The sequence below is a fragment of the Shewanella sp. Scap07 genome (genome assembly GCF_013394145.1).
In the GTDB taxonomy this organism is placed as follows: domain Bacteria; phylum Pseudomonadota; class Gammaproteobacteria; order Enterobacterales; family Shewanellaceae; genus Shewanella; species Shewanella waksmanii.
This window is the reverse complement of sequence record NZ_CP041329.1, coordinates 4,385,306-4,403,935: the sequence shown is the minus strand read 5'-3', so window position 1 is coordinate 4,403,935 and position 18,630 is coordinate 4,385,306. Positions and strand designations below refer to the sequence as shown.

Genomic DNA, 18,630 nt, shown 5'->3' with positions numbered 1-18,630 from the left:
GTTTATGTATCAATCAGGGTTGTCAATTCAAGCTGCCTTAAGTGTTTTATGAAGCCCATTTTTGCTCGTGGTATCTCAAACCAATTTCGCCTGACCTTAGCGATTCTACTGTCGGTACTTCTACTGCTGACCAATGATAAATTAGAGCCCGCCAGAAAGTCTGTTTCCTCGCTCCTTAGTCCACTACAATTTGTTGCCAACATTCCCGGAGCCATGCTCGATTGGTCTGCTGAAAGCTTTGCCACCCGCGATATGTTAGCTAAGCAAAATCAAGCTCTGTTAAACCAACAGTTGCTAATGAGTGAACGTTTACAGCGATTTGAGCACCTGCGCCAAGAGAATGACCGGTTGCGGGCGTTGCTTGGTTCCCCTGTGCATATGGATGCCAAGAAAGTCGTTGCCGAAGTGATGGAGGTGGCCAGTGATCCATATCGGCATTATGTGGTGCTTAACCATGGTGAGCGCAATGGCGTATTTGTTGGTCAGCCCGTTGTTGACGCCCAAGGTGTTGTTGGCCAAGTCGTTGAAGTGAGTGCCTTGACCAGCCGCGTGTTGCTGCTATCCGATCCTGCTCATGCCATTCCTGTGCGTGTGACCCGTAACGACGTGCGGATGATTGCCAATGGTACAGGTGTGCTTGATGAACTAGAGCTACGGCACGTTGCCAAAAGTACCGATATTCGCGTAGGAGATTTATTGGTGTCTTCGGGTTTAGGTAATCGTTTTCCTGAGGGCTATCCCGTCGCAAGAGTCATGAATGTAGTCAAAGATGATGGTCAAAACTATGCCACTGTCTCGGCTCAGCCATTGGCTGCCTTAGATCGCATTCGATATCTACTGCTGCTTTGGCCTGATGTGCAAGAGGAAGCGCGAGAAGCAGAACTTGACTCCGCTGAAATGGTAACCGATTCAACGCCGGAGGCTAGCCAGTGAGCATGCATATTCCTAATGGCCGTTGGGTCGTCTGGCTGAGCTTTTTAGTGGCAATGCTATTTCAAATTATGCCTTTGCCAGACCTTGTTGAAGGCTTTAGACCTGACTGGTTGCTGCTAGTCACAATCTATTGGGCCATGGCATTACCCCATAGGTATAACATCTTAACTGCCTGGATACTTGGATTACTGCTTGATATTTTGCTCGGCGCCCATCTTGGTATTCGCTCATTAGCGATGGCTTTGGTGATTTACGTTGTCGTGCTTCATTTTCAGCGTTTACGTAATTTCCCTATGTGGCAACAATCCTTGATGGTGGCTTGTATTGTTAGTTTGTACCATTTAATTGTGTTTTGGGTGCAGTTTGTTGTCGACAGCGCCACGTTTGATGCTTCTCTTTTTTGGCCCGCGATTTCTAGCTTGTTTATCTGGTGGTGGGTATTTTGGATTTTACGCCGTGTCAGGCGTTTGTATAAGGTACGCTAAGTATGTCATTGGTATTAGCATCCGCGTCGCCTAGGCGACGTGAACTGTTGCAGCAGTTGAGCTTTCTTAATCAGGATTTTAGTTTTACATCTTTAGCTGCTGATATTGATGAAACCTTGCAAGCTGGCGAGGGCGCAGCAGCATTTGTTGCTCGATTAGCTCAAGAAAAGGCACTCGCGGGCTATGAGTTAACGGCGCAAGAATCAGCGGTGGTAATTGGCTCTGATACCATTGTGGTATTGGCAGATGAGGTGTTAGGTAAACCCAAAGACAGTGAAGATGCAAAACGTATGTTAGCGTCGTTGTCGGGTAAGCAGCATCAAGTAATGACAGCTGTCGCGGTGACCGATGGTAAGCAAACGCAACATGTTGTGGTGACAACCTTGGTGACCTTTAGTCAATTAAGTTCTGCAGACGTAGCAGCTTATGTCGCGACTAAAGAGCCAATGGATAAAGCCGGCGCCTATGGTATTCAAGGGTTAGGCGGAAGTTTTGTAGCCCGCATTGAAGGCAGTTATTCTGCAGTCGTAGGGCTGCCATTGGTTGAGACTCGGCAACTATTAGCTGAATTTGCCATTTTGTAACGCCGAGCCATATCGCTAAGGCTTGCGATATGATCAGGTGTTGGGCGCTGCTTTGTGCGGTGATGTGTTTAATCTTTTTGCAAGTGAGTGAAGATCATGAGCCAGTTTATAAAAAATAAAGTCCAGAAGAAAATCGGTTCAGAGCTGCTCATTAACGTGACACCTACCGAGGCGAGAGTCGCGTTGGTAGAGCATGGCGTATTGCAAGAAGTGCATATTGAACGCCGCATGAAACGCGGTATTGTAGGTAATATCTATAAAGGCAAAGTCAGCCGTGTATTACCAGGGATGCAGGCAGCTTTTGTTGATATCGGCCTAGATAAAGCCGCTTTCTTACATGCTTCAGATATCGTGCCGCATACTGAATGTGTGGCGGATGTAGAGAAAGGCAATTTTGTGGTGCGCGACATTGCTGAGCTAGTGCGCCAAGGCCAAGATATTATGGTGCAAGTGGTTAAGGATCCGCTGGGCACCAAAGGCGCACGCTTAACGACTGATATTACCTTACCGTCACGCTACTTAGTGTTTATGCCAGGCTCTAGCCATGTTGGGGTGTCACAGCGAATTGAGTCGGAAGAAATTCGAGCGCGTTTAAAAGGGTTAACTGAGCCTTTTGTCGACGAAGATGGTGGCTTTATTATTCGTACCGCCGCTGAAAGCGCCGGTGAACAAGAGTTAGTGCAAGATGCGGCATTTTTACGTCGTGTCTGGGCGAAAGTCAGTGAGCGCCGTAAACGTCCTGGAGTGGCGCTGTTATATCAAGATTTGGCCTTGCCAGTGCGCATAGTGCGTGACTTTGTCGGCACTGAACTCGATCAAATACAGGTTGATTCAGGGCAAACCTATGAGGAACTCGTGCAGTTCTCTCAAGAGTTTATGCCTGAAATTGCTGAAAAGATTGAACATTACTCAGGCCCTGTTCCTATTTTTGATCTTTATGATGTTGAAAATGAAGTTCAGCGGGCATTAGGGCGCAAAGTTGAGCTCAAATCTGGTGGTTATTTGATTATCGACCAGACTGAAGCAATGACCACAGTCGACATTAATACTGGCGCATTTGTGGGTCATCGCAATCTTGAAGAAACCATCTTTAATACCAACCTTGAAGCGACTCAAGCCATTGCCCGTCAGTTACGGCTGCGTAATTTAGGCGGCATCATCATTATTGATTTTATTGATATGATTGATGAGGAACATAAGCGCCGGGTATTAACTAGCTTAGAAGCAGCATTATCTACCGATAGAGTGAAAACCAATATCAGTGGGTTTTCTGGCCTAGGGTTAGTTGAGATGACTCGCAAGCGCACCCGTGAAAGTTTGGAGCATGTGTTATGTGGCGAGTGTCCTTCATGTTTAGGTACGGGGAGTCTGAAGACGGTAGAAACGGTTTCTTATGAGATCTTCCGTGAAGTGATTCGCCTTAATCGTGCCTATGATGCCGATGAGTTTTTAGTCTACTGTTCGCCAGCCGTGCACCACAGTTTAACGGGTGAAGAAAGCCATTTAGTGGCAGAGCTAGGTGTGTATATTGGCAAACGAGTCCGATTACAAAACGAACCTATGTATGCTCAAAATCGTTTTGATGTGGTAATAATGTAGTGCCATTGAATTTTTGTCCAAAAAAGTTTGGCCGACTTTGTTGGCAAACCTTAGCAATTATCCTCGTCCTGTTTGCTCTGGTCGTTAGCCTTATCCGTGGCTTGCTGCCTAAGCTTGATGATGTGCGCTATGAGGTCATTAGTTATATTGAGCAGCAATACCAAATAGAGATTCAGTTAGACAAGTTAGCGGCAGAATGGCAGGCCTACGGCCCGGCATTAACCATGAAGCGCATGGTGATTCCTTATCAAGAGCGAATACCGGTTACGGCAGTCATTGACAATGTGCATATTAAGCTCGATTTTTGGCAAACACTGCTCACCACTCAACCGCAAATTGAGACGGTGATTTTTGATGGCGTGCATGTTGCTTTAGACATAGACCAGCTTAACTCTAATTCCAGCCCCCAATCTTCGCGGACTAATAGCGATAGCCAGCCGAGTACTAATATTGACTGGCTGTACGCCTTGCTGCTTGAGCAGTTAGATCGGTTCGCGATATCAGATGCCAGTTTACAACTGCTGAGCGAACATCATGACTTTCGACCTATTCATATTAGAAACTTGCGCTGGCTAAATAGCGATGGCCGTCATCAAGGTCGCGGCGAAGTATATTTGGACAAAGAAGCTGTGAGTGTTGAGCAGCTATCTTTAGACATTGATATCGCGGGTAGCGGTTACCAACCCGATAGCTTAACGGGTCAGATTTACTTGGCGGCAAACTCTTTAGACCTTGGAGAGTGGGCATCACGTCAAACCGACCCTTATGATAATCAGCGTACTCTTGAGCTCGAAGGTGTGGTTAATTTAGAAGCTTGGTTAACGTTAGCTGGTCGCCACATAGATTCGGCAATGGTCGCGTTTCAACCCAGTTGGTTACAGTGGCACCTAAATGAGCAGCCACAGAGATTTGAAATTCAAGCCGGTAGCGTTCATTACTTACCAGATGAAAGTGGCTGGCAAATTCGCAGTAAAGATTTAGCTTTTGCGACCAATAATGAAGCTTGGCCGGACCTCGATTTTAGCCTCAGTCATAGCGATATCGGTAATGACTTTGTGCTCAATAAACTCAACTTGAACGGTTTATTGCCGCTCTTGCCATTGGTGCCATCCATGCCCTTAGCGGGCCTAGAGTCATGGCAAAGCGCCGCCCCAACAGGTCAGCTACAGCAAATCCATATTCAGCACAGGCCCAATAGTCCTTTAGCATTAAGCTTGAATGCGAAAGCCTTGAGTTGGAACCAGTTTGGTTCGGTGCCGGGTCTTGAGATGTTTGATGTTAATGTCACAGCCAACACTGAACGTTTGATTGTGGAACTGCCCGAGCAAGAGTTACAGCTTGATTTTGGCGATGGCTTTATCGCGCCGCTAGTGTTCGACAGTCAGGCGACAACACTCGAATATGATATCGACGGCCAATCGTTAATCGCACCAAACTTACATTTAGAGAATAATGACATTAAGTTCGCGATTGCCGCAAAATTGGATTTACAAGACAGTGCCTACCTTAATTTGCTCGCCGATGTCAGTATTAAAAATGCTGCCAATGCTGGACGTTATTACCCGCTAAAAGGGATGAGCGACGCGTTAGTTGGTTATCTTAATGGCGCGCTAATTGCTGGCTATACTGATGATGCAAAAGTCATTTGGCGTGGCGCATTCAGTGAATTTCCTTATAGTCAGCAGCAAGGTATCTTTCAAGCGGGCTTTACATTGCAACAGGCGGAATTTAAGTTCCAGCCACAGTGGCCTGCTGTAACAGGATTAACTTTGGATGCGCTATTTGAAAATGCTGCAATGGATTTGTGGGTCAAGCAAGGGCAACTGATGGACGTGTCAGCCGCAGGGACTTATGTGGGCATTCCCTTGATGAACCATGAATCCATGTTAGCGGTGAAAGCCGACCTGTCCACCTCAGGAGAGGCCGCCACTCAAGTCTTGTTGCAATCGCCCCTAAAGGATAATGTTGGCGCCACATTACAAGTCGTACAAATTCAAGGTGATATTGAAGGCGAACTCGATTTAAGTATTCCGCTGTATGACGGGGCGGATGAGCTGATTAAAGGCAGCGTAAATTTCGACAATACGCCTGTTTATATCAGTGAGCCCGGTGTGCAATTAGATGCTGTCACTGGTCGAGTGGATTTTGTCAATGAAGTGGTGACGGGCGAGAAGATTTCAGCATTACTGTATGATCAACCGGTTAGCCTGACTTTTGATACTGAAAGGGTCAATAAAAACTATGGATTAAACCTGGACCTGAATGGTGCATGGCAGGTGGACAAGTTGCCTGAAGTGCTTGCCAACCCATTAAGCCCCTATTACCAAGGTGAGTTTGACTTTGACGGGGCAATGACGCTGATTTTTGACCAAACCGGCTACCGAATTCAAGCCCAAGTCAGCAGTGACTTAGTGGGGACCGAATTACGTTTACCTGGTGAATTTTATAAGTCAGTGGAGACTCCCAGAAAGTTGACCGCTGAGCTCATTGGTGACAACAAACAATCATCGTTAGGGATCCGCCTTAGCGATCAGATGGAATTTTGGGGTGGCTTTGATGAAGTCTCAGGCAATCACTTGTCCCATTTCGATATCTTACTTGGCCGGCCCTTCAAGCCAGGCGATCAACTCAGTCGCGATAAAGGCCGGCTACAACTCGATCTTAAACAGGCCAATTTTGATGCCTGGCTACCAATTATCAATGCTTTTACTACCCAAAGCAGCAACATCCCCAATGCGGCCGTGGATGACTTACTTAGCCATGAATTGATGCGCGAACGCCGATCATTCTTCCCGCCATTATTGGCCATTGATGCAGAAATCGGTCAGCTAGATTTGATGGGGCAGCCATTTACACACTTGGTATTCAATGCGACTCCAACAGTCAATGCGTGGCGTTTTGATGGTCAGGCTGACGAGTTTGAAGGGCGAATTGATTTCTATCCTGACTGGAATACTCAGGGGCTAAAGATTGTAGCTAAACGCTTTGACGTGGCTCCGGTAACTAAAACAGCTGAAAATCGTGTCTATGAGCATAATACTGTGATGCAAAACATGCCGCCGTTAGCCGCTGATGTTGATGAGTTTTCTATGTATGGCAAACCGCTGGGTCACTTAGTTTTGCAGGGTACGCCTGAAGGAGAGAATTACCGCATTCAAACCTTATCTATCACTACCGATGACAGTCAATTAAGGGGTGATGGGACGTGGACACTGGCCGACGGCCAGAACCGAACTGAGTTTAATCTAGCACTAACAGCAGACAAATTTGATGTACTGTCAGAACGTTTAGGCATCGACCCTGGTTTGAAAGAAGCGCCGGTTGATGTACAAGCAACCTTAGGCTGGCAAGGTGCACCGTATGCTTTCTCGCTGCCCACGTTAGATGGCCAAATCGTGTTTGATTTAGGTAAGGGGCATTTGTCAGAAGTGAGCGATAAAGGCGCCCGAATATTTTCGCTGTTTAGTCTAGATTCTTTGCTGAGACGCTTGTCGTTAGACTTTTCAGATGTATTTGGCAAAGGCCTTTATTTTAATGACTTTTCCGGTACCTTAGATATTGATAAAGGGGTGATTAAAACCACTGATACTCAAATGAATGCCGTTGCCGGCACCATGCGCGTGCGTGGTTATACTGATCTGATGACCGAATCACTCAATTATGATATTCGATTTGCGCCTCAGTTGGGCTCCAGTGTGCCGACGGTGGTCTTGCTCAGTACCGGTGGTTGGACACTTGGTTTAGGGGCGTTTGCCTTGACTAAGGTATTAGAACCAGTGATTGAAGTGATCTCAGAAATTCGCTTCCGTTTAACGGGCACGATGTCAGAACCTAAGCTTGAAGAACTTGAGCGTAAGAGCAAAGAAATTGAGATCCCTGAGTCTGTATTACCGCGGGAGCCAAGCAGCAGTGCCGAGCCTGCGGCTGAGGTGGGTGAGCAAACGGCGACCCAGTTAGCCGATGAGCAAGCAGCAGGCATTGAACAACCTGCCTCAGGGGTTGAGTTACCTCAGCAACAAATAGAGGCTATGCCACAGTTTGATGATAAGGTGGTGCCTATAGTACCTAAAACAACAGAGCCAGAGCTTGAAAAACCCGAGCCGGCGGTTTCTGCGGAGCAGCAAGATGAAAGTCAGTCTACTTCAGTGCCAAAGCAGTCGCGACGTCAGCAGCAACTTGGCGTTTATCAAGTCGCAGCTTGAGCTGTTAACGGTAGATAGCCGGTCACACTTAGTGGTGTTACCTGAGTGTGCATTGTTATTTGGTGGTCATGAACGTCATCAGCTAGCCATTGCCGCAGAGCATGATGCCAGTGAATTACAGCAGGCGCTTGCAGCATTGGCAAAGGAATTTTCGGTGACCATGGTCGCGGGTACGATTCCCATTACTGCCGATGATGGACGCCTGTATAGTCGCAGTTATCTGTTTGGACCCCAAGGCGACACATTAGGGCATTATGACAAAATGCATCTATTTGATGTTGATGTGGCCGATGGCACCCGGCAGTATCGCGAAAGTGACACCTTCTGTCCGGGTGATCGTATCAGTGTGATAGATACGCCATTTGGTAAAGTGGGCATTGCCATCTGTTATGATTTACGCTTTGCCGAACTATTTAGAGCCATGGCGCTGGCAGGCGCGGATATTATTGCTTTACCTGCTGCATTTACTAAAGTGACTGGCGCGGCACATTGGCAAGTGTTATTGCAAGCTCGTGCTATTGAAAATCAGTGCTTCATTGCTGCCGCTGCGCAATGGGGTCAACACAATGAAGGCTCAAGAGAAACCTGGGGGCAATCTATGTTGGTTGATCCTTGGGGAACGATATTGGCCGAGAAAGCTCAAGGGACTGGCTGGGTATCAGCTGATGTTGATTTAAGTGCCAATATCGAATTAAAACAGAAAATGCCGGTGCAAGGTCATAACCGATTTGTTGCTCCACAACTATTAGATAGCGATGCGAATGCATAGTTTGCTTGCCTAAGTGCAACAACGAAAAGAGAGAGATTGAATGCCATTTTTAAATCAAGTAGAGCAAAGCCTACTGCAAGACGGCTTAAGTATTGAGCAGTTACCTGATTACTTAAAGCGTACCCATCAGCACCAAGTTGATTTTTCAGATCTGTATTTTCAAGGCAGCAGACACGAATCTTGGATGTTGGAAGACGGCATTGTTAAAGAGGGCAGCTTTCATATTGAGCGTGGTGTTGGTGTGCGCGCTATTAGTGGCGAAAAGACAGGTTTTGCTTATGCCGATGAAATTAGTCCAGCATCGTTGTTAGCCTCGGTTGAAGCCGCAAGAGGTATTGCTAATCTTGGTAGCGATAAGCAAGTTCAAGCCTTCAAACGTACAGCACAACACAGTTTATATAGCAGTGCCGATCCTATCGCCGCGATGGAAGAAGTGCGTAAAATCGCGTTATTACAACAAGCATATGCTTATGTTCAATCTTTAGATGAGCGCATTATCCAAGTTGTGATTAGCTTATCTGGTGTACATGAAGAGATTTTAGTGGTTGCCAGTGATGGCACGCTTGCTGCTGATATTCGTCCATTGGTGCGTTTTAACTGCTCGGTAGTGCTTGAGCATAATGGAAAGCGTGAACGCGGTGCAGCCGGTGGCGGCGGACGCCACGGTTACGAAGTGTTTTTTGAAGATGACGAGTTTAATCTTCCTAGCTGCTTTGCTTTTGCTAGAGAAGCCGTTCGTCAGGCCTCAGTTAATCTAACTGCTATTGACGCCCCTGCCGGTGAAATGCCGGTGGTGCTCGGTGCGGGCTGGCCAGGTGTATTGCTGCATGAAGCGGTAGGCCATGGTTTAGAGGGTGACTTCAACCGTAAAGGCAGTAGTGCCTTTAGTGGTAAAGTTGGCCAACAAGTGGCCTCACCATTAGTGACCGTTGTTGATGACGGTACTATGGCTAACCGTCGCGGCTCTTTAAGTATTGATGACGAGGGTGTACAAACTCAAAAGACGGTATTGATAGAAGACGGTATCCTCAAGGGCTACATGCAAGATAAATTGAATGCACGTCTGATGGGTGAGCAGTCAACAGGTAACGGTCGCCGTGAATCATATGCGCATTTGCCGATGCCAAGGATGACCAATACCTACATGGAAGCGGGGGAGTCTGATCCTGCCGAAATGATCAAGTCAGTAGAAAAGGGCATTTACGCCCCTAATTTTGGCGGTGGTCAGGTTGATATTACCTCAGGTAAATTTGTATTTTCTGCGTCAGAGGCTTACTTGATCGAAAAGGGCGAAATTACCCAAGCGATTAAAGGTGCGACCTTAATTGGTAATGGTCCAGAAGCGATGGGGCAGATTTCAATGGTCGGTAATGATCTAGCATTAGATAAAGGTGTCGGTGTGTGTGGTAAGGATGGCCAAAGCGTGCCTGTTGGCGTGGGTCAGCCAAGCTTGAAGTTGGATAGCTTGACAGTTGGTGGTACTGCTTAGGCATTAAAACTATGTAACTTCAATCAATTATACCGATTAGTATTGCACAGACGACATGCCATATGTGGTCTGTGAATATCACTTCGCACGTCGTGTGAATAGTGATACCATGCCCAAAAGGAATTAGAGTAAAGGCTCTAGAGGTGCTAATGAAGTATACAAGATGGATAATTTGGCCATTGTTGGCCTTTAGTGTTTCTAGTGTTCAAGCAAAAGACTACCCTTTTGCGGCGGCTTGGCAGCAGCTGTTACAAGTCAGTGATAAGCTGCAAGCGAGCGTGCAAGAGGTGCATCGGGCGGAAGCTGAAAAGCACGCAGCTGATGACCTCAACATGCCCTCCTTAAGTCTTAATGGCAGCTACACTCGGCTTGAAAAGCCCCTCGAATTGGATTTGCGCGACCTTAACCCCATTGCTTCGTTAGATCCCAGTGCCTTACCGCCAGCCCTTGGTGGTGCCATAGGTGCCATTCCAGGATCGCTATTTATTACCCCGTTTACCGAACAAGATGTGTTTCGCTCAAGCTTGCAAGCTATGTGGCCAATTTATACCGGCGGCAAGATTACTGCGGCGCAGGGCATAAAAGCCGCTCATGTGGCTGAAAAAGAGCATGAGCACGAGTTGTCGACACGGGATTTGTTTGTCCAGCTAGTGGATCGCTATTATGCCGTGGCCGTCAGTCAGGCCTTAGTTGATACTCGTGGCCAGCTGGTTGAGTCGCTCACAAAGCATGCTTCTCATGCTGAAAAACTCGAGCAGCAAGGCCAAATAGCAAAAGTTGAACGTTTGAATGCCCAAGTGGCGTTAGAGAATGCCAAAGTGGATTACACCAGCGCGACCCGCCAGCTCGAGATGGCTCAAATTGCCTTGGCTAAAATGCTGCACGAACGAGATGTTGTCACCCAGTCACAACTGTTTATGTTAGCTAATCCACCGGCAATCTCACAGCTCACATCGTTAACCTTATCTCAGCACCCGGCATTAAAATTATTGGAGGCCAAAGAGGCTCAAGCGCAAGGGCTAGTGACCTTAGAGCAGGGCCAATATCACCCCACCGTGTTTTTGTACGGTAACTACACCCTGTATGAAGATGATAGCTTGTTCGCCAAGATGGAGCCGGACTGGATGGTAGGGGTCGGAGTCAAAGTGCCACTACTGAGCCGTGATGGTCGCAGTGGCAAAGTGGAGGCCGCTAAAAGCGCATTGCTGCAGGCGCGCTACACCAAGGCACAAACTCAGCAGGACTTGAGCCTGCTCGTTGAACAAAGCTATCGTCAGCTGTTACAAGCTCAAGAAGAAGTGAATTCCCTACAACTATCGATGGAGCTGGCGACTGAGAACAAACGGTTGCGGGATATTGCCTTTAGCCAAGGCTTGTCGACGTCGATAGAAAAGGTTGATGCTGAACTTAAGTTAAGCGCGGTGCGTATGCAAGAGTTAGCCGCGCAGTATCGTTATATACAGGCTTATGCCAGATTGATGGCCGTCAGTGGTCAACTCGATGAGTTTATAGGTCGAGCCAGTCTTACACAGGAGAAAAGTTAATGCGCATAAATCGAATACTTGCCATTGGCGCATTGGGACTGTTGGTGATCATTTTAGCCTATGGTATGTGGCTCGCTCAGGCGCCTAAAGCGCAACGGCTGCAGGGGCAAATTGAAGCGCGAGAGTATAACATCTCCTCAAAAGTACCAGGGCGAGTGGAGCAGGTGATGGTGAGACGCGGTGATCAGGTCTCTAGCGGCGATCTACTTTTTGCCATTAACAGCCCCGAGCTTAATGCAAAGCTGATGCAAGCGCAGGGCGGCCGCGATGCCGCGCAGGCAATGATGCAAGAAGCGGATAATGGCGCGCGTAAACAGCAAGTTATGGCTTCTAAAGAGCAGTGGCTAAAAGCTCAGGCGGCGGCGACTTTAGCTAAAACCACTTATCAACGGGTTGAAGCACTATTTAATGAAGGGGTGTTGGCTCGTCAAAAGCGTGATGAAGCGTATACGCAGTGGCAAGCTGCCCAATATACCGAGCAAGCCGCTTACGCGATGTACCAGATGACAGAAGAAGGTGCTCGAGAAGAGACCAAAGCCGCAGCGGCAGGTAATGCCCTGATGGCGGAAGGTGCTGTCAATGAGGTGAGTGCAATTTTAGCCGATAGTCAGATGCGAGCCCCAATGTCTGGTGAAGTCAGTGAAGTGCTGTTGCAAAGAGGAGAGTTGGCACCGAGTGGTTTTCCTGTGGTGAGTATCATCGATATGCAAGATGCATGGGCGGTGTTCCATGTGCGCGAAGATCAACTTAAAGATTTCAAGCTAGGTCAGCAAGTGGAGCTCACTATTCCCGCCTTAGGTGAGCAAGTGGTGTTTGAAGTGGCCCATATTAGTGTCATGGGGCAATTTGCCACTTGGCGCTCAACTGAAAGTGGCCATGATTTTGATATGCGTACTTTTGAGATGGAGTTGCGCCCAAGCCAACCCATTGCTGGGCTCAGAGTGGGTATGTCAGCCATGTTAGCCTTGTAGCCATGAGGGCACTCATCAGGCGAGAACTCCATGGTATTTGGCATGATCCATGGCAACTGGCTTTGCTCAGTTATATTCCGCTGATTGGCATATTATGTTTATGGTGGATGTTCAGTGCGGGCATCCCGCGGATGTTGCCCGTTGCCGTCGTGGACCATGATCAAAGTCAGACCAGTCGTATGCTGGTACGCCAGCTACAGGCTAGCTCTGTCATCAGTCCTAGGCATTATCAAGATGTGCTGGCCGCCAAGTCTGCCATGCAGCAGGGCCAAGCCTATGCCATGGTGGTTTTGCCCCACAACCTTAACCGCGATCTACTCCGAGCTGATCAACCCACCATCGATATTCGCTACAACAGTCAGTATTTGCTGGTGGGTAAGTTGTTATCAAGCCAAATTCAACTGAGTCTTGCCGATGGCTTAAAGCATAAAGCCTTGCTCAAACAGCTGGCAGCGGGCGTACCTAAACCGCAAGCGCAGGTGAATATCAATCTACTGAGTAGCCAAACCACCGCGCTTTACAATAGCAATAGCAACTATGTGGTGTTTCTATTGCCGCCAATCTTGGTGGCATTAGGGCAGTTGTTGGCGATGCTAGTTTTTGCGAATAGCTTAAATAGAGAGTTACGTTGGTCAACCATGGCTGAGTGGCCGCGTTTGGGTGTGATTAAGTTATTGAGCTGTAAGTTGTTGGTCAATATGAGTTTACTGTTACTGCAGGGCTATTTGGTATTGGCATTTTTATATCAATATTTGCAACTGCCTTTAGCCGGGTCACTGTGGCAGCTAATGGCAGCGCAGGTGGCTATGTTGACGGCAGTTGGATTGTTGGTGCTGGTGATATTTTTGCTGTTGCAAGACAGTGCTCGCGTGATCAGTTTTTGTACTGCACTGTTTGCTCCGGGCTTCCCGTTTATGGGGATCACTTTTCCGACTGAAGATATGCCGGCATTGGCGCAATATTGGCGCGTGCTGATGCCTTCTAGCCATTATATTGATACCCATGTTGGCGTCGTGAGTTATGGCCAGCCATGGGCTGTACTGGCGCAGCAAATAGCGGGTTATTGGGGGTTCTTACTGTTATTGCCTATGGCTGCAGGGTTAATACTAAGGTTGCGTAAGTCGAGTGTGTCTGGGCCGGCAGCAGCGGGAGGCATTCGATGACGTTCTGGCAATGTATGTTGGCTGACTTTCGCGCTATTGTCACCGACAAAGCGATTGCAATTACCCTATTTGGCGGGGTGTTATTCTATTCGGTATTGTATCCGCTGCCTTATCTCAACCAAGTGCCCACAGAGCAGCGGTTGGTGGTGGTGGATTTAGACAAGTCGAGCTTAAGTCGTAAGATGGTGCGCTATGCCGACACCAGCCCGAAGTTATCTGTCGTTGGCGAAGTGACCAGTATTGAGTCTGCACAACGTTGGATTGAAACTGGTAAAGCCCATGGGTTACTGGTTATCCCGCAGCGTTTTCGTGCAGATCTGCTGCAAGGTAAGGGCGTGACCTTAGTTTACGGTGGCGATGCTAACTATTTTCTTATTTACTCGGCTGTTGCCGAAGGCTTAGTCAGTGTCGGCATTGATATGGCTAAATGGGTGCAATTTAAAGGTTTGCTGGCTAGTGGCACAAGCGCTGCGGTCGTCAACGAACAACTTAATCCGATTGTGCTTAACAGTGTGCCGGCTTTTAACCCTAGTTTGGGTTATACGCCTTATGTGGTGCCAGGCGTGTTGCTGCTAGTGCTACATCAAACGCTATTGATTGGTGCGAGCATACTGGGGGCCGGACAGTGGGGGCGCAAAGGCTACTGGCAAGGCTTATCGCCGTGGATGTTAATTAGTGCCAGGCTGACAGTATTCAGCGCTATTTATTTTATGTTCAGTGCATTTTATGTCGGCTATTGTTACTACATCTACGATGTGAGCGTACAAGCGAGTTGGCAAGCTGTCTGTTTATTTTTACTGCCATTCATATTGGCTACAGCAGCGGCAGGAATAGCGTTTAGTTGTCTATTTAGCCGGAGAGATTTACCGACTCAGGTGCTACTGCTTATCTCAATGCCGATCTTATTCGTGTCTGGCTTTGTTTGGCCAGTAGAACTTATCCCCACACCTTTGTTGGTTATCGCTGATTTATTGCCAGCCATTCCAGCGATTCAAGGCATGTTAACACTGAATCAAATGGGCGCAGAGTGGTCTAGCATTATGCCAATGTGGTGGCACCTATGGGGGCTATTTGGGTTGTTTCTAGCGCTGAGTTGGTGGGGAGTCACTGCTCGTAATAAGCAGTGACATCTACTTAGGCACTCGTGTCGTTGCCTTGTTAGAAGTACAGTGTCTCTACTGTGTCGCCAGCAACGATAATTTCACATTTATCGGAACTGGATGATTTACTCGCTTGAATCGCACCGGCAATGGCACCAAACGCTCCGCCTTGATTCCCTAACACTGAACCAAAGTAGCAGGCACTTTTGATGCGAATGTCACCATATTTGGCATTGAAGTTCTGTGTGGGGGTGTAAGGAGGAAAGCGGCCTTGCATTAGGGGCTCGCCATTGACCGTTAGTTTAAGTTGATTTTTTTCTTCATCATATTGACCACCAAATTTGATGGTTTGGCCTTCGATTTCAACGGTTTTTTCTTGGGCGACGCGCGGTGGTGTCGCAGCACAAGCTGTCAGTAGTGTAGTGATAGCAATAGCGGTAGTAAGTAACGGTAAGCGCATGATAGTTCCTTTATTTTTGCGTTTAGACCGCGAGATTATAACGATATAGCAAATTATTTGAATCAGAGTAAAGGCTAGGTTTTAGTTAAAAAAATACCAACCAAAGTATGACTTTGGTTGGTATTAGATTATTGCGAAATCCGTTAGCGGTTAAGTACCCGTCAAGGTGACATTAAAGCCAGTTTGAGATTGATTGCCTTTTGGTGTCATGACTTCTATCCCAACTGTACTGGTTTTACTCGGCTCGCCACTGCTACCAGGATCGATATCGTTGACCACAGTAAAGCCGGTTGTGTTACCCCCAGCTCGCGTCGCATTGGGTACGGTAAACGGCGTAAAGATGAGCGTACCCGTGCTGGCTGTAACCGATAAGCTTGAGTCGGCAGGCATTATTTGCCCCGCACTATCAAAGAACTGTACCGTAAAGTTTGAGCTGGTGCCTGGGGCTATTGCGGTGGCTGGATTATTGGTGCCGTCGGTGGTGTCGATAATCTTAGTGCTATCCTGCCACACAATAAAGTTGGCGTGAGAGCCAGACATCGTCATCACTAAGGCTTTGCGGATGTAGGTTTTATTTTCTTGATCTGTGCCGCATAATGAACTGTGCTCGCACTGCGGACCGTTAAATTTGTTATTGCGTGGACCGTAAGGCCCACCTTCTGGGGGGTTAACCGTGCTAAAGAATTTTTCCCCCGCGGTGTGGTAGCCACTCTCATCATCGTCTCTAAAGGCATCGGGTAGGTCACTAAAGCCACTTTCGCGGTAGGTCTCTACATCCATACCGTTGCCTTTACATTCTACGATAGTGGTCCCATCAAGGCAGGCATCAACCGCTGCCCCATCGGCATTATCAAAGATGTTATTACCATTGGTATCAAAAAAGGTTTCATGACCAAGGGCGTAAGCTAACACGGTAATACGATGATCGTTGACCCTTGGATCGGCTGAAGTCCATTCCACGCTACAGCGGCCATTGACGGTTAAACAACTCGGTACGATTTGGCCGCCTTCAGCGGTAAAGTTGATTGTAGTGTCATCGGGTGCAGGGTTACCAAAGCTGTCAGAAGCATAGGCCGTCAGCGTGGCGGTTTCACCGTTATAGCTATCGGCTTCGGGGTTTAGAATACTGCTACTGAGGCTAAAGCCTAACTGCTGCGGTAAGCCCGTGTTGACTGTCAATTGCTCAGACTGGCTGGTGATGATATCACCAGTATCTGCATCGGTGGCAGAAGCAACAACGCGAACTGGTGTCGGCACGGTGCCGGCTAATACGCGAATACTGGCAAGACCGGCTGAATTTGTTAACCCTGATGCGCTAGGTTCGCCATTTGAGAAAGACAATCCACCGACCACGGTATCGAGTTCAAAATTAACTTGTTGCTGAGCTGCAGGTTGGCCATTGGCGCTGGTGACCATAAAGGTGACTAATGATGATTCACTGCTACCCGTCCCTCCAGCACCTTTAATGCGGATATTAGTGGGCTCAGCCGAGATAAAACTCAAGCTGGCTAAGGTTTGGCGAGATAACGTAAACGCTAAACTTGCCGACAAGGTTTGGTTGCCTACCTGAGTAGTGGCAACAATAATATCATCACGTTCGCTGTTACCACTGCAGCTGGTATCTTGGAATGTTGAATTAGCAGTACCAGATAGTGACGTTACCGGGGTATCAATACTGGCATTGTTACTGGCAACACAGTCAGAGCTAAAGCTCACCGAGGTGGGTGTTTGTAGGCGAGTAATTGAGCCATCTTGTGCTTGACTGATAATGTCGGCAAACACGCCAAAACTGCCACCTGCACTGATTACATATTGACCATTAGTGTCAGTTAATGTGGTCCCTAGTTCGCCGTCGATAAACTGGTTGTTACTATCAAAGTGGCCAATTTTTATCTCGCCATCATCGCCGATAGCATCACTAGGCAATACTTCATATAGGCTGTTTGATTGATAGTTAGTGCCTTCATAGTCTAGTGTTGCATTTAGGCTGGCTGCACCAAGTTCACTGTCTTGTGGGGTATAACTAACTTGGGCTAATCCTTGGGCGTTAGTTAAGGTGCTGCTGGGCGACAAAGTGGCATTGCCCGCACTAAAAGTGACTTGTTGATTAGCAATACCGATGCTTTCGGCGTCAACAAACAGTGCTTGCAGTTGTACAGTCTCGCCAATTTTAAACTGAGTGACAGCAACGCCATTATTGACCACGCCTGCGCTGAATTTCGGTTGTTGTTCTGGGGCTGTACCGCTATTAATAAATTCGAAGTTTTTAGTGGCGGTCAGTGTGGCGATATCTGTATTGCTTGGGGTGAAACTCGCCGTTACCGTTCCAGCGCCAATAGAAGCTGTGCTATCACCTAAAATGACCTCTGCAACACCACTACTGTCAGTGAGTTTGGTGGTAGGGGATAGCTCACCTAAGGTGGTGCTAAAACTAATGAGTGCGCCACTTTGGTTGCTATTGTTATTTTTCAGCGTCGCTGCAACACAGATGCTAGTGCCTTGAACAAAACTGATATTGTCGGTTGGCTCGTCGCATTGCCCTTCGACTACAGTCTTATAGCTAAGCGACAAGGTATAGTTTTCTTCCCCTTCTCCGCCACCAGGGTCGGTGCCGTCGGCTGAGCCATTACAACCACCGAGAATTAATAAGGTTAGTAGAGATAGGTGCAAGAAAAGCGTTTTAGTTATCAGTCGCATAAGCAACATCCTTGTGACACTAAAAAAGGAAAGGTGGCTCGCTAATAGTGTGCGAGCCAAACATTATTTTGTTGTTTCGGCCAGTAAGTATTTTACTAACTCTGTTGCTGATTTTGACACTGCTTCAGGCTTTTTCTCAAGCTCTTTTTTACTTTGCCTGACAAGTTGACGCAGTTTTTGACGTTCAAGTTGTGGATGGGCTTCGATCAGTTCTTGAATGGCGCCATCGCCTTGTTCAAGTAATTGATCTTTAAGTTTCTCTGCAACATTTTGCTTTGAGCTCTCATTACGGTTTTGATTAAGCACATTCTTTAAATCTGCTTGCAGTTGCTCTATGTCAACGCCGCGCATCAGTTTGCCAATATATTGAATATGGCGTCGATGGGCTTCGGTGTTGATCTTGATGGTTTTAGCCTTCATGAGGTTGTCATAAATTAACTCATCAAGATTGAGCTTTTTGATTTGACTCTTACTTAATACAACCAGCTGTTTACCTAAGTCTTGGTAAATCGCAATTTCTCGTTTTGCATCTGCGCGGCTGACGTAATCTTCGTCATGGTCGAAAGGTTGTTTAAAGTGTTCGGAGTCGCCAACAATATTCATATTTAAAATCTCTAACAATAACTGTAGTAAT

14 protein-coding genes are annotated in these 18,630 nt (G+C 47.4%); 11 read left to right on the top strand and 3 right to left on the bottom strand.

Translation table 11 applies throughout. The annotated features are described in order from the left end of the window. Positions 1-48: 48 nt before the first annotated feature. The 11 genes from mreC (at position 49) to FLM48_RS19365 (ending at position 14,866) form a co-directional block, all read left to right on the top strand. Positions 49-933, top strand: a complete 885-nt coding sequence (gene mreC, locus FLM48_RS19415; RefSeq protein ID WP_028775046.1) for a rod shape-determining protein MreC — start codon at positions 49-51, stop codon at positions 931-933. Further along, positions 930-1,418, top strand: a complete 489-nt coding sequence (gene mreD / locus FLM48_RS19410; protein WP_028775045.1) for a rod shape-determining protein MreD — start codon at positions 930-932, stop codon at positions 1,416-1,418. The genes mreC and mreD overlap by 4 nt, the downstream gene beginning before the upstream one ends. A gap of 2 nt (positions 1,419-1,420) precedes the next feature. Further along, positions 1,421-2,002, top strand: a complete 582-nt coding sequence (locus FLM48_RS19405; protein ID WP_179025799.1) for a nucleoside triphosphate pyrophosphatase — start codon at positions 1,421-1,423, stop codon at positions 2,000-2,002. Positions 2,003-2,098: 96 nt separating this feature from the next. Next, complete coding sequence (rng, locus tag FLM48_RS19400) at positions 2,099-3,601, top strand: ribonuclease G (protein ID WP_037471716.1); 1,503 nt, start codon at positions 2,099-2,101, stop codon at positions 3,599-3,601. Beyond that, the gene (locus FLM48_RS19395) at positions 3,601-7,803 is read left to right on the top strand and encodes a YhdP family protein (protein WP_179025798.1); all 4,203 of its coding nucleotides are present in this window, start codon (positions 3,601-3,603) and stop codon (positions 7,801-7,803) included. The genes rng and FLM48_RS19395 overlap by 1 nt, the downstream gene beginning before the upstream one ends. Further along, entirely contained in the window at positions 7,727-8,572 is an 846-nt protein-coding gene (locus tag FLM48_RS19390) for a carbon-nitrogen hydrolase family protein (RefSeq protein WP_179025797.1), read from the top strand. Before FLM48_RS19395 ends, FLM48_RS19390 begins: the two co-directional genes overlap by 77 nt. 40 nt (positions 8,573-8,612) lie before the next feature. After that, complete coding sequence (gene tldD / locus FLM48_RS19385) at positions 8,613-10,061, top strand: metalloprotease TldD (protein WP_179025796.1); 1,449 nt, start codon at positions 8,613-8,615, stop codon at positions 10,059-10,061. 149 nt (positions 10,062-10,210) lie between these two features. Beyond that, entirely contained in the window at positions 10,211-11,605 is a 1,395-nt protein-coding gene (locus FLM48_RS19380) for a TolC family protein (RefSeq protein ID WP_179025795.1), read from the top strand. Then, positions 11,605-12,576, top strand: coding sequence for an HlyD family secretion protein (locus FLM48_RS19375; RefSeq protein ID WP_179025794.1), 972 nt, complete (start codon positions 11,605-11,607; stop codon positions 12,574-12,576). The genes FLM48_RS19380 and FLM48_RS19375 overlap by 1 nt, the downstream gene beginning before the upstream one ends. 2 nt (positions 12,577-12,578) lie before the next feature. After that, positions 12,579-13,739 (top strand): ABC transporter permease, encoded by a 1,161-nt coding sequence (locus FLM48_RS19370; protein ID WP_179025793.1) that lies wholly within the window; start codon positions 12,579-12,581, stop codon positions 13,737-13,739. Beyond that, positions 13,736-14,866, top strand: coding sequence for an ABC transporter permease (locus tag FLM48_RS19365; protein ID WP_179025792.1), 1,131 nt, complete (start codon positions 13,736-13,738; stop codon positions 14,864-14,866). Before FLM48_RS19370 ends, FLM48_RS19365 begins: the two co-directional genes overlap by 4 nt. Before the next feature lie 31 nt (positions 14,867-14,897). Here the strand turns inward: FLM48_RS19365 and FLM48_RS19360 are convergent, their stop codons facing one another. The 3 genes from FLM48_RS19360 to yjgA all read right to left on the bottom strand — a co-directional run bounded on the left by FLM48_RS19360 (position 14,898) and on the right by yjgA (position 18,599). After that, entirely contained in the window at positions 14,898-15,299 is a 402-nt protein-coding gene (locus FLM48_RS19360; protein WP_179025791.1) for a hypothetical protein, read from the bottom strand. Positions 15,300-15,449: 150 nt separating this feature from the next. Further along, positions 15,450-17,996 carry an Ig-like domain-containing protein gene (locus FLM48_RS19355; protein WP_179025790.1) on the bottom strand — a complete coding sequence of 849 codons (2,547 nt, stop codon included), beginning with the start codon at positions 17,994-17,996 and terminating at the stop codon, positions 15,450-15,452. Positions 17,997-18,059: 63 nt separating this feature from the next. Then, positions 18,060-18,599, bottom strand: coding sequence for a ribosome biogenesis factor YjgA (gene yjgA, locus FLM48_RS19350; RefSeq protein WP_179026439.1), 540 nt, complete (start codon positions 18,597-18,599; stop codon positions 18,060-18,062). Between the last annotated feature and the right edge of the window lie 31 nt (positions 18,600-18,630).

Excerpts from the sequence above, each read along its gene's own strand:
- mreC (WP_028775046.1), top strand. The coding sequence starts at position 49 with ATGAAGCCCATTTTTGCTCGTGGTATCTCAAACCAATTTCGCCTGACC.
- FLM48_RS19405 (WP_179025799.1), top strand. The coding sequence starts at position 1,421 with ATGTCATTGGTATTAGCATCCGCGTCGCCTAGGCGACGTGAACTGTTG.
- rng (WP_037471716.1), top strand. The coding sequence starts at position 2,099 with ATGAGCCAGTTTATAAAAAATAAAGTCCAGAAGAAAATCGGTTCAGAG.
- FLM48_RS19390 (WP_179025797.1), top strand. The coding sequence starts at position 7,727 with ATGAAAGTCAGTCTACTTCAGTGCCAAAGCAGTCGCGACGTCAGCAGC.
- tldD (WP_179025796.1), top strand. The coding sequence starts at position 8,613 with ATGCCATTTTTAAATCAAGTAGAGCAAAGCCTACTGCAAGACGGCTTA.
- FLM48_RS19380 (WP_179025795.1), top strand. The coding sequence starts at position 10,211 with ATGAAGTATACAAGATGGATAATTTGGCCATTGTTGGCCTTTAGTGTT.
- FLM48_RS19375 (WP_179025794.1), top strand. The coding sequence starts at position 11,605 with ATGCGCATAAATCGAATACTTGCCATTGGCGCATTGGGACTGTTGGTG.
- FLM48_RS19370 (WP_179025793.1), top strand. The coding sequence starts at position 12,579 with ATGAGGGCACTCATCAGGCGAGAACTCCATGGTATTTGGCATGATCCA.
- FLM48_RS19365 (WP_179025792.1), top strand. The coding sequence starts at position 13,736 with ATGACGTTCTGGCAATGTATGTTGGCTGACTTTCGCGCTATTGTCACC.
- FLM48_RS19360 (WP_179025791.1), bottom strand. The coding sequence starts at position 15,299 with ATGCGCTTACCGTTACTTACTACCGCTATTGCTATCACTACACTACTG.
- FLM48_RS19355 (WP_179025790.1), bottom strand. The coding sequence starts at position 17,996 with ATGCGACTGATAACTAAAACGCTTTTCTTGCACCTATCTCTACTAACC.
- yjgA (WP_179026439.1), bottom strand. The coding sequence starts at position 18,599 with ATGAATATTGTTGGCGACTCCGAACACTTTAAACAACCTTTCGACCAT.